The organism is Pseudomonas sp. GM30 (genome assembly GCF_000282275.2).
Classification (GTDB): Bacteria; Pseudomonadota; Gammaproteobacteria; order Pseudomonadales; family Pseudomonadaceae; genus Aquipseudomonas.
On sequence record NZ_AKJP02000011.1, the window covers coordinates 385,217 to 396,836 of the forward strand.

An 11,620-nucleotide genomic window follows, 5' to 3' on the forward strand; every position below is an offset into this window, starting at 1 on the left:
GCTCTTCTATGCCAACGCGATGACGGCAACGAATCAGGCCGGAGCGGTCTGTACATCCTCTGAAACAAAAGCACTATCAAGCGATAACCATGTACCGCATGAGCTTGTGACAGCGCGCCTCTAATAGGCATGAAAACCGGAATCACCCGGCCCGCATGCCTTTTGGAGACTTGTCGCATGTCCCACGCACTGCCACCTGCAACGGCCGACTTCGGCCTTGATCAACGATTGCAGCCATACGTCGATCAAACGCTTTACCTGTTGGCGACGGCTCGTTTGAACGACTGTCACCAGCAATGGCTGGATCTCCTGGCCCACCATCCCCAACAGCCCGAAAGCGCCTGGTGGGGTGCCCGCGCGCCCGGCACGGCGCTGTCGCGGCGCGAGCATGCCCTGAGCCTGTATCAGCTGCATTTCGAAGCCGCGCTTCAATGGGCGGGGGCCGAGGGCAAGCTCGACACCTCACAACGACACAGGCTGGCGCAGCTCCTCACCCCATCGAACAAGGTCGCGGCGGATTTGCGGGTCGCACAACCGGTGCTCAACCGCGTCGATAACAGCCGCCTGCGCGTGTACGGCACGTTGCTGATCCAGCTGGAGGAAACGCTGCTGCTTTATCTGCCCGCGCACCCGCAACCGTTGATCCGTTTTCAACAGCAGACCGCGCTTGAACGCTGGCTGATTGACCAGCACCCGGATCCGCTACGCATCACCTCGCTGGACTTCATCGAGTTCGGTAGCGATCCGCTCACACGCGGATTTGAACCACTGATGTCCACATCGGCAAGCACCGGTGCCAGTCGGGCCGAGCTCGACAAATTGTTCCCGGTCGCGCCCACCCGGCCAGAGAGTGCCGGGCCAACCGCCAGTGAGGTCGCGCCCTTCGGCCTGCTGGTTGCCGACATTCCCCTGGACCTGCGTCAGCAGACGCTGGCGCTTGAACAGCGTGCGCTTGACCGTTTGTTTGGCGACGCCGATCCGGACAGCCCGCAACGTCAACAACAGAGACAACGACTCGACGCCTTGAACGCGGCCCGGCAAGCCAGTCACGACGCGGCATCGGCCCTGCTCGACAGCCATCATCCGTTGACGATGCTCGAATTGCGCCATGCCACAAACGTGCATTACCAGGCCCTGCTGGAGGCCCGCGTCGCGGGGTTGCGCGCCGAAGTCGAAGTGCAACGGGCGCTGGAGCAACTGTCCGTCGAGGAGCATCGGCGTGTCATCGCGATGCTCGACGCGCCCGAGCGCAACCTGCCGACAGCGGACGGGGTCATCGCGCGCGTATCGTTGGCGGCGACAGATGAGGGCGTCACCGCCGTCGAGGAGCTGCATGGTGTGCTGATCATCGCGACAACTGCGGCGCTTGCCCCCGGTTCGACTGACAGCCTGCTGCTTTACTGGCCCGGCCAGTTCGGCGGCCTGCAACGTTTTGCTTCGCGTGCGGCGCTGGAGCAGGACCTGTTCAAACGCTCGCCCGGCGACGGCGGGCTGACCCTGCACCTGACCCCGCTCACTGTTGACCCGCTCGTCTGGTCCCTCGATCAGCAGCTTTATCTGTGCGAACGGCAGGCCGCGCAGATTCTGCGCGATAACCCGCTGCCCGAACGGGCCGACGAGCGTCGGGCCGAAATGGAAAAGCTGCGCGAACAACACCTGCCGCGCCTGACCGTACCGATCGCGCAGGCCCGTGAGCGGGCATTTGCCGAACGTCAGGCGCAAGACCACAGCGCCGCGCTGGCCGGTAGCCTGCCCGGGTGGTTTGACAACCTGGACACTGCGCAACGTGCGCAGATCAAAGCGCTGATCAACCGCTACCTCGGCGCCATGCAACGCGCTCATGCCTTGCTCGAACGGGAATTGCCGCCACGTCAGGCCTTCGCCGAAAAGCGTATCGACGCTCGTTTGCGCGCAGACTTCGCGCTCAAACAACGGGTGAGTGTGAGTCTCGACCTGCCCGACTCGACTTTCTGGCGTAGAACCGTGATGGAAGCCCCCGGGCCCGGCACGCCGCAACGCAACATCCTGACCGCGAGCGACAAGCGCAGTGTCGTCCCTCTCGAACAACTGGCACAGGACAATGTCGATCAGGACATGTGGTGGCGCCTGTCGTTCATGCAGGCCAGGATCAGCGCCGAGGACCCAAGTGATCGGCAGAGCCTCGAAGCCGGGCTCAACCCGGTCTATTTGCGCAAACTGGTAACGGAACTGGATCTGCCCGGACGTTACGAAGAACTGATTCGCCTGGCATTTTTCGGCGCGCCGGCAGAACCGGCGTTTCAGCAGGCCTGGCGCCGCGAATGCCTGAGTGAACCGTGGCGGTTGATGCTCCGCTTGCAAGGCGAATTCGCTTTGCTGCAACGGCACATCGACAGTGCCGGCCACGCTGTGCTGAAGGTCGCCATCGAGGCGACTACATCTCAGGCGTATGCCGCCGACGGACAACGCATTGCGCTGCTGCCGGCGCACCTGACCGTCGGTGGAGAGGACACCGCGCATCAGGGGACGAGCACGCTCGCGGGGGTCACGTTCATTGTCGAGCAAACCAGTGGCCTGACCCTGCTGTACCTGCCCGACAGCACCGACGCCATCTTCCTGCGTCAGTACGAAACGCTGGAACTGGCGCGGATGGATCTGTTCAGGCGTTGTGTGGACAGCAAAATGGTCAATTACCTGGCCGGGCGCGCCGTGAGTGGCGATTTTGCCAGTCATGTCAGCCGGATCAACCAGGCTCAGCTGCGCAATTTCGATGCGCTGATCGGCGTCGGGATGGCCTGGCCGGCGACCACCTCGCTGGCCATTCACCTGTTGAATGTGCACATGGGCCGACTACTGGAGGCCCATCGCGGCAGTTCGCGTTCCAACGATGCGTTGTATCTGGAGCGCTGTGCACTGAAATCCGGGGCGTTGTTCAACTACCTGAAAATGGCCATCGGCATGTTGCCGTTCGTGGGCGCGGCCGTGGCCCTGTATGACGCCTGGAACAGCGCCAATCTGGCCGTCGCGGCGTTCTTGCGCGGCGAGCTCGGGCATGGGCTGGCGGAGGTAGAGGCGGTGCTGCTGGCATTGATCGACGCGGCAATGGATGTGCTTCCCGGAACAGTCTCGGTTCCCGCAGCCGCACGCCTGGCCACCCGTCAGCGGCAACGCGCGGCCTTGGGCAGATCCGCCGCGATACCGACATCCTGGCAATGGACCAGGCAGTCACTCGAACGCTTCAAGGGTTACGAATACGAACACGAGATTTCCCTCGCCGGCCTGCACCCCGGCACCCATGGGATTTATCGCAACGTCTATCGACATGCCGAGGGCGATTTTATCGTCCGTCAGGGCCGCATCTACCGGGTGCAGCTCAGCGATGCGTCGCGTGGCTGGAGGCTCTACGGCACGGCGAGCCGCGGCTACAAACAACCGATCGCCCTCGACGAAAGCGGCCAGTGGAATACCCATTACGCGGTGCACGGCACTGTAATGGACGGTGGCGGTGCCGGCGGTGGCGCCGTGCTCGGGCATCTGGCCGACGGCATGGACCCGCTCTGGCCCGAGTCCATCCGCCAATGGTTGCCGCGCTGGTGGACCGATCGGCAATTGCGCAGGCAATTGACCCTGACCAACACCGCCGACGCCTATACCCGGCGCCTTGATACCCAGACACGCGCTACCAACCAGTTGCTGGAGAACTACCAGTCACTCGACATTGCCCAGCGCAAGCCACTGCAGGCAGCGGTTGACGCCGCCTGCCGCAATGACATCGAGCTCGCGATCGCCCAATACCACAACCTTGCCGAGCTGTTGCCCCTGAGCCACGGCCACAAGAGCCTGCAGATCAAAGAGATCCACAGCCTTTGTGCATGGATCGTAGTCGACCGCTCCGTGCAACGCGTCACCGTGGCCCGTGACCGCTTGCTTGAGCACCTGAACCGGATCGACGCATTGGTCACCGAGTCCGATGCCACGCGTTTTGACAATATCGCTGCCCATATCAAACTCATGGCCCGGCGCAAGCTGGCACGCAAGGATTTTATCAAGGAGCTCGATCACCTGCATGCAGTCACCGAGCAGGCCAACCTGTGGAACAACCGCATCACCCATCAAGCGCATAAATCCAAAATGGCAGCCGACATGTTGGCCATCAACCGTAAACTCGGCGACCACACACATCACTACCTGAGAACTGCGCACCTGCTGGAAATCATCACCCGCTACGACGCGGTGGCCGACCTGTCCTGGGTGTATTTCCATACCCAGCTGAAAAATGCCCGTATCAAGGTCGGGCGTGCGCTGCTGACTCAACATCATCTGCCGGAGGTCGGCGCCAGCCTGACCCAGCGTAATCGGGTGATCGAGGATTGCCTGCAGATCTATGCCGATTTTCGCCGTCAGCTCCACGCCTGGACGCTCGGTTATGCGCAGCATCTGGATCTGGAACAGGTCGGGCCGTTTCTCGACGGTCTGAGCAAGGTTGAAGAGCACGCGCGGCATGCGATCAAACAGCGTCCGCCAATCAAGCCTAAAGAGCCCGGCGGCAAGCAACTGTTCGAAACCGAGGACAACCAGTTGCTGATCGGTACGGAAAGCATCGACGCCGGCACCCGGGAGAAACGCTTCACTGTCGAAGGCATCGACGGGTTCCGCGAAACCTGGTTGCCGCGCTCTACTGGCAAGTACCACCTGCAAGCTCAGAGCACGCCGGCCGCTGCCCCCCTGACAGGCGACGTTCAGCCATTGCTGACCGAAGCCCGAAAACGTCTTGCGGCAGTTCCCGCCTACAGCGACAAGGTTCAGGCCTACGCCCCCCAGGACATGCTGCCAGTGGATCTGGAACATATGCTCGGCAGCGAAGCGACGGAACTGAGTACCCGCGCGCAGGCCATCGAGCGATTGTCACCGACCGAGCCGATGGTGCGCCAACTGCACGACACGGCCGCAGAATTGCGGCGAACCGGCCGTACTTTGCGCATCGATCAGTCAATGCGCAGCAAGACGCCTACCGAAGGCTATCTGGATTATTTGCTGCAACAGCATGTGGTGGAAATCCGCAAGGAAGGCGCACTGCGGGCACTGGGCAAACGCGCTGACGGGCGCAAGGATTACCTTCAGGAATACGAGGTGCGCGACCTCACCAGCACACCGCCGCGCACGCTGTGGTATGCGCACTTTCACTACACCTCGGACAAGGTGCCATTCACCGACTTCGTCAAAGCGCATCTGAAACTGCCGGAGCAACGCAATCTCGGCCTGCAATGGCAGCAGGCCCGGGCCGCCGGCGGTGCGCAGGTCGAGGCGATCTGGCGCGGCGATATCGGCAAACCGCTGGGCATCCGGCATTTCGCAGATCTCTAGGGCAAAAAGCAGCGGGGCACTGGCTATGCCCCGCTGCTGCTGGAGCGGTCGACAGCGCCGTCAACATGAGACAAACTCACCGCTTTCGTCATGATCACAAATTTTCTTCATGAGGCCAGCAGTGCTTGAAATCCGTCATCTGAAAACCCTGCACGCCCTGCGCGAGGCCGACAGCCTGGTCGACGCCGCCGACCGTCTGCACCTGACCCAATCGGCGCTGTCGCACCAGTTCAAGGAACTGGAGGAACGCCTGGGCATGCCGTTGTTCGTGCGCAAGACCAAACCGGTGCGTTTCACCAGCGCCGGCCTGCGCCTGCTGCAACTGGCTGACGCGACCCTGCCGCTGCTGCGCGCCGCCGAACGCGACATCAGTCGTCTGGCCGGCGGCACCGCCGGGCGCCTGCACATGGCAATCGAATGCCACAGCTGTTTCCAGTGGCTGATGCCGACCATCGACCAGTTTCGCGACGCCTGGCCGGAGGTCGAACTCGATCTGGCCTCGGGTTTCGCCTTCGCCCCGTTGCCGGCACTGGCCCGCGGCGATCTGGACCTGGTGGTGACCTCCGATCCGCTGGACATCGCCGGCATCACCTACGTGCCGCTGTTCACCTACGAAGCAATGCTCGCGGTGGCCAACCAGCACCCGCTGGCGAGCAAACCGTACATCGTCCCCGAAGACCTGCTGACTGAAACCCTGATCACCTACCCGGTGGAACGCGACCGGCTGGACATCTTCACCCGCTTCCTCGAACCGGCCGACATCGAACCGGCGCAGGTGCGCACCTCGGAGCTGTCGGTGATGATGATGCAACTGGTCGCCAGTGGTCGTGGCGTCTGCGGCATGCCGCACTGGGCACTGCATGAATACAGCTCGCGCGGCTACGTGAAGGCCAAGCGCCTGGGCGAGAAAGGTCTGTTTGCCACGCTGTACGCGGCGATCCGCGCCGACATGCTCGATGCACCGTACATGCGCGATTTCCTGCTGACGGCCAAGGACACTTCGTTCTCGACGCTGGATGGGGTCAGTGCAGTGCGCTGACACCAAGGTGCCTCATGGCTGACGGTGAACCGAGAACATTTGCGGGACAAAAAGATTCATTGTGGCGAGGGGATTTATCCCCGATGGGCTGCGCAGCAGTCCTGAAAGCTGTGCACGCGGTGTTGCAGATAGGCCGCGTTTGTAGGGTCTGGGGCTGCTTCGCCGCCCATCGGGGATAAATCCCCTCGCCACAAAAACCTCTCACTTAGGGGGACGATCAGAGTTCACGCCACATGTGGATCTTGTCGAAGTAGTCTTCGCCAACCCGCACCGCCAGAGGCTCAAGCCCGAACTGGATGAAACCGCAGCGCCGGTACAGCTTGAACGCGGCGTCGTTGCCGGCGGTGACGGTCAGCTGGATCAGTTTCAGCGCCGGATGGCTTTGGGCTTCGGCGATGGTCGCCTCGACCAGTTTCTGCCCCAGACCGTGCTGGCGAAAGTCGGCTGAAACGTACATCCCGAACAAGGTCGATTTGTGCCGGGCCTTTTCACGCGGTTCCAAGGCCAGGCCGACGATACCGGCGAGTGCACCGTTCTCGAACGCGCCAAGTACTACATCGAGTTTGCTGGTCAAACGCCCTTCCCACCAGCTCAACGGCATCACCGCGCGCTCGCGCACGCTGGAGGTGAAGGCCTGCGGATGGCGGTCATAGGCTTCGAGCATCAGCTCGCGGTAAGCCAGCGCGTGGCTGGCGTCGAGGCGTTCGATCCACATGCTCAGGCCGTCCTGCGTTGTTCAAGCATCAGCCGTACGGCCAGACCGGCGAGTACAAAGCCCATGAAATAACGCTGCAGTGCCAGCCATGTCGGATTGCGCACGAACCACGAGGCAATGCCCGCCGCGAACAGTGCGATCAGCAGATTGACGCTGAAACTGACGCTGATCTGGGTCAGGCCAAGCATGATGCTCTGGGTGAACACTGAACCGTGTTCAGGGCTGATGAATTGCGGAAACACCGAGAGGTAGAACACGGCGATTTTCGGGTTCAGTACACTGGTGAGAAAGCCCATGCTGATCAGTTTGCGCGACGAGTCCGGCGGCAGTTGCTGTGCTTCGAACGGTGAGCGCGCACCGGGTTTGACCGCTTGCCAGGCCAACCACAGCAGATACAGTGCACCGGCCCATTTCAGCACTTCATAAGCCAGCGGCACCGCCAGAAACACCGCGGTCAAACCCGCAGCCGCGGCAAACATGTGCACGAAGAATCCCGCCACCACACCGAGCAACGAGGTGACCCCGGCCTTGCGTCCCTGACAGATCGAACGCGAGATCAGGTAAATCATGTTCGGCCCTGGCGTCAGGACCATCAACAGCGCGGCGGCGGCGAAGATCAGCAGGTCGTGGAGCGGGATCATGGTGAGCGTCCTGTGCGTGGATGATCAGGCAATCGCGGTCAGCGAGTTGCGATAAAACGGCAGGATCAGGTCGCGTGTCAATGGCGCCAGAACGACAGCGGGATCAGTGGCGGGATCGATCCAGAGCACTTCCTCGATTTCGGCAGCGGGCATCACATCGGCGTCGATGGTCAGCTGAAATATCTGCGCTTGCACCACAAACCCCGGCTCGTTGGCGGCCGGCGCCGAAAACTGGCCGAGAAAAGCGGCCTGCGCCGGATCGATCTGCAAGCCCAGCTCTTCCTCCAGCTCACGGGCCAGCGCGTGCACCGGCAACTCATGCGCTTCGATCTTGCCGCCCGGTTGCATGAACGCCGTGGTGCCGCGCTTGCGCACCAGCAGGGTCCGGCCTTCGGGGTTGAGCAACAGTGCGGCGGCAATACGAATGAGGCCGGAAGGTGGAGCGGAAAAAGTCGACATGTCAGACAAAGCCTTTGGTGCAAAAACGGCAAGCATCACATGCTTGCCGTTGCGCAGCAAAGCCGCTGCCGAGTTCTTACGTGGCTTCCTGGAAATCCATCTCCGGTGGCTGACGACGAAAGCCGCCGGTGAGCACCGCCAGATACACCACGCCAATCGCCAGCCAGCTCAGGCCCAGATACACCGCCAGGTGATCCAGGCTGACCATCAGCCACAAGTCCGCGACCAGCCCGATGAACGGGAACACCAGAAACAGCACCAGCTCACGCGGGCCTTTTTTCTCGCCACCGATCCAGTAGTGAAAAATCACCGACAGGTTGACCAGACTGAACGCCAGAAACGCGCCGAAGTTGATGAACGAGGTCGAGGTGGTCACGTCGAGTTTCAGTGCCAGCAACGCCACCGCTGCACACAGCAGGATGCTGTTGACCGGTGTGCCGAAGCGCGCATGCAAGGTGCCGAAAAACGACTTGGGCAACACGCCGTCGCGGCCCATGGCAAACAGCAGGCGCGAACCACTGGCCTGAGCGGACAGCCCCGAGGCGAACTGGCCGACGATCAAGCCAATGAGGAAGATCGAGACGAACAGATCGCCGCCGATGTTGCGCGCAATTTCATAGGCCGCCGAGTCGACGCTGTCGAACTGGATCGACGGGTGGGCGATCTGCACGAAGTACGACACGCCGACGAAGATCAGCCCGCCAATCAGCGTAATCAACATGATCGCCCGTGGAATGGTGCGCCGTGGCTCGCGGGTCTCTTCAGTCAGCGTGCTGACCGCATCGAAGCCAAGGAACGAGTAACAGGCGATGGCCGCGCCGCTCATGATCAGCGGCATCTGCATGTCGCCGTTGAAAAACGGTTTGATCGACCACAACGGCGTGCGCGCATCGCCACCAACGTAGTGCACGCACAGCGCGACGAAGGCGATCAGCACCAGAAATTGCACGAGCATCAGCAAGGCGTTGATGCCGTTGGCCAGTTTCAGGCCGATGATGTTGATCGCGCTGGTGATGCCGATGAACGCCAGCACCCAGATCCACTGCGGGATCGACGGGAACGCCGACGCCAGATACGCCGCGCCGATCAGCCAGATGGCCATCGGCAGGAACAGGTAATCGAGCAACACCGCCCAACCGGCGATGAAGCCGAGCTTGGGGCTGATCGCCTTGCGCACATAGCTGTAGGCGGAACCGGCGACCGGGAACGCAGCGGCCATGCGCCCGTAACTCATGGCGGTAAAGAACATCGCCACCAGTGCCGCCAGATACGCGGCCGGGACCATGCCGGCGGTGGATTGCGCGAGGATGCCAAAGGTGCCGAGGACAATGATCGGCGTCATGTAGGCGATGCCGAACAGCACCACCGAGCCTAATGACAGGGTGCGTTGCAAACGAGCCATGAGCGACTTACTCCGAATTTTATTGGATTTATGGCAGAGCCGAGTTCGGCGAATGTTTCGGGTGTGTGTTGTTGTTTTTTGGATCAAGCAGGTGTGTTGTCTGGGCTGGCCTCTTCGCGAGCAAGCTCGCTCCCACAGTGACCGCGCTCCCCTGTGGGAGCGAGCTTGCTCGCGAAGGCGTCAGCCCGACGACACAGAACCCGGATCAGCGCGCAGGAATCAGCAACTCACGCAATCCGCACGCGTGCTCCACCACCTCCCCCGGCAGCTTCAACCGCTGATCATCCAGATAGCGATAATCCTTGCGCGCAATCTCCAACCGGTCGAAATCCAACTCGACGCTGAACTGCCCTTCTTCGCGTCCAGCTTCGAACAGCAACGTCCCCAGCGGATCGACCAGCGCACTGCCGCCGGCAAACATCAAGCCGTCATCCCCGGCCTCGACGCGGTTGACCATCAACGCAAACGCCTGATTCTCCTGCGCCCGGGCCATGATCGCGGTGCGGTGGGTCGGGGCGTAGGGGTCCATGTTGCCGTTGGTCACGATCAGCAACTCGGCGCCCAGTTGCGCCAGGGCGCGGGCGGATTCGGGGAACTCGATGTCGTAGCAGATCAGCAGGCCGACGCGCACGCCGTTCCACTCGCAAGTGGCATAGCGGTCGCCCGCCTCGAACACGCCGCGATCCGACGCCCAGAGGTGGGTCTTGCGGTATTTGAGCGCGATGCCTTCGGGAGTGATCAGCAGCGTGGTGTTGTAGAAGTGACCGCTGTCGTTCTCGGCCATGCCGATCACCACGGCGATGTTGCGCTCGCGGGCGGCGGCCAGCACGGCGCGGATGGTCGGGCCATCCAGCGGTTCGGCGATCTGCGCCACGGTGTCGGCGCTCGGGAAGCCCATCAGGTGGGTTTCCGGGAATACGATCAGTTGTGTGTCGGCGGCGCACGCGGCAATCGCCGTGAGAGCACGTTCGAGGTTGTACGCCGTGTCTTTGTCACGGCCCGCCAGTTGGGCGAGTTCGACTTTCATCGCGAGTCCTTGAGGTCATGGCCGGGCGCTGAAAGATTGCCCGGTGGCTGTCTGTGGGCCAGTATGCGCAGCAAGCAACCGGCCAGGGAATCACGCGGCCGGGGTAACCCGATAGGGGTAGTCCATGTCCGTTTCGTTTGATGACATCACCTGGCACCGCGCCGTCGGGCAACTGATCGACGCGCTCGACAAGCCGAATTTCTGGGCGCAACTGGTACGTCTGCTCGACCAGTACGTGGCATTCGATAGCTGGGTGGCGCTGCTGTTCAGTGCCGACCAGCACCCGCAGGTATTCGCCGAATGCCCCGGCGAAGACGGCAGTCCCGACCCGCTGTTTCAGGATTATCTGCGCGGGTTGTACCTGCTCGACCCGTTCTACATCGCCTGCCGCGAGCAGTCGCGCACCGGGTTGTACCGCCTGTCGGAGGTGGCGCCGGAGCATTTCGAGCTGACCGAGTATTACCAGCGATACTTTCGTCTGAATGTGGTCGCTGACGAAATCCAGTTCAATTGTCAGCTCGAAGGTGAGCGCACGTTGTGCCTGTCGCTGGGCAGTGAAAAACGTTTCACTGGCGAACAGATCGCTTTGCTGTCTTTGATCCAGCCGTGGGTGCTGGGCCTGTTGCGCCAGCGCCTGCCGTACGAGATCAACCAGACCGTGGCCCTCGCTGCCGCGCCTGCACCGGCGGACTGGCGGGTGCAACTGGAAGCGTCGGTGCAACAACTCAAAGGCGCGCAACTGACCGCCCGGGAGCTGGATGTCGGGCGGTTGATGCTCAGCGGTTGCTCCAGTAAAGAAATCGCCCGTAAGCTGGAAATCTCCGTCGAAACCGTGAAAGTCCATAAGAAACACATGTACAGCAAGCTGGGGATCAAATCCCAGTCGGAGCTGTTTTCGATTTTTCTCCAGGCGCAGAGCGCCTGATAACGCATGGAAATGTTTTCCTGTGTCGATAGATTCTCTGTGGTGAGGGGATTCATCCCCGATGGGTTG

Annotated in this window: 8 protein-coding genes; 3 read left to right on the plus strand and 5 right to left on the minus strand. The window is 61.9% G+C overall.

Features of this window, described 5'->3' with window-relative positions; genetic code table 11:
- The first annotated feature begins 177 nt into the window (after positions 1-177).
- Together PMI25_RS09475 and metR are read left to right on the plus strand one after the other, a co-directional pair.
- Complete coding sequence (locus tag PMI25_RS09475; RefSeq protein WP_007968857.1) at positions 178-5,343, plus strand: dermonecrotic toxin domain-containing protein; 5,166 nt, start codon at positions 178-180, stop codon at positions 5,341-5,343.
- A 121-nt stretch (positions 5,344-5,464) separates the two neighbouring features.
- Positions 5,465-6,382: a transcriptional regulator MetR gene (metR, locus tag PMI25_RS09480; RefSeq protein WP_007968856.1), complete on the plus strand. Its 918-nt coding sequence runs from the start codon at positions 5,465-5,467 to the stop codon at positions 6,380-6,382.
- Positions 6,383-6,599: 217 nt separating this feature from the next.
- Here the strand turns inward: metR and PMI25_RS09485 are convergent, their stop codons facing one another.
- The 5 genes from PMI25_RS09485 to PMI25_RS09505 form a co-directional block, all read right to left on the minus strand.
- On the minus strand, positions 6,600-7,097 hold the full coding sequence (locus PMI25_RS09485) for a GNAT family N-acetyltransferase (protein WP_007968855.1): 498 nt from the start codon (positions 7,095-7,097) through the stop codon (positions 6,600-6,602).
- Positions 7,098-7,099: 2 nt separating this feature from the next.
- On the minus strand, positions 7,100-7,738 hold the full coding sequence (locus PMI25_RS09490; RefSeq protein ID WP_007968851.1) for a LysE family translocator: 639 nt from the start codon (positions 7,736-7,738) through the stop codon (positions 7,100-7,102).
- Between the two features lie 24 nt (positions 7,739-7,762).
- Entirely contained in the window at positions 7,763-8,197 is a 435-nt protein-coding gene (locus PMI25_RS09495) for an NUDIX hydrolase (protein WP_007968850.1), read from the minus strand.
- A gap of 76 nt (positions 8,198-8,273) precedes the next feature.
- Positions 8,274-9,599, minus strand: coding sequence for an APC family permease (locus PMI25_RS09500; protein ID WP_007968849.1), 1,326 nt, complete (start codon positions 9,597-9,599; stop codon positions 8,274-8,276).
- Between the two features lie 205 nt (positions 9,600-9,804).
- Entirely contained in the window at positions 9,805-10,626 is an 822-nt protein-coding gene (locus tag PMI25_RS09505; RefSeq protein WP_007968848.1) for a carbon-nitrogen hydrolase family protein, read from the minus strand.
- A 124-nt stretch (positions 10,627-10,750) separates the two neighbouring features.
- Between PMI25_RS09505 and PMI25_RS09510 the strand changes: the two genes are divergently transcribed.
- A complete protein-coding gene (locus PMI25_RS09510; RefSeq protein ID WP_007968846.1) occupies positions 10,751-11,551 on the plus strand; it encodes a helix-turn-helix transcriptional regulator in 801 nt (266 codons plus the stop codon).
- Positions 11,552-11,620 lie beyond the last annotated feature (69 nt).

Coding starts and splice junctions, on each gene's coding strand:
- PMI25_RS09485 (WP_007968855.1), bottom strand. CDS start 7,097: ATGTGGATCGAACGCCTCGACGCCAGCCACGCGCTGGCTTACCGCGAG.
- PMI25_RS09510 (WP_007968846.1), top strand. CDS start 10,751: ATGTCCGTTTCGTTTGATGACATCACCTGGCACCGCGCCGTCGGGCAA.
- PMI25_RS09475 (WP_007968857.1), top strand. CDS start 178: ATGTCCCACGCACTGCCACCTGCAACGGCCGACTTCGGCCTTGATCAA.
- PMI25_RS09490 (WP_007968851.1), bottom strand. CDS start 7,738: ATGATCCCGCTCCACGACCTGCTGATCTTCGCCGCCGCCGCGCTGTTG.
- PMI25_RS09495 (WP_007968850.1), bottom strand. CDS start 8,197: ATGTCGACTTTTTCCGCTCCACCTTCCGGCCTCATTCGTATTGCCGCC.
- PMI25_RS09500 (WP_007968849.1), bottom strand. CDS start 9,599: ATGGCTCGTTTGCAACGCACCCTGTCATTAGGCTCGGTGGTGCTGTTC.
- PMI25_RS09505 (WP_007968848.1), bottom strand. CDS start 10,626: ATGAAAGTCGAACTCGCCCAACTGGCGGGCCGTGACAAAGACACGGCG.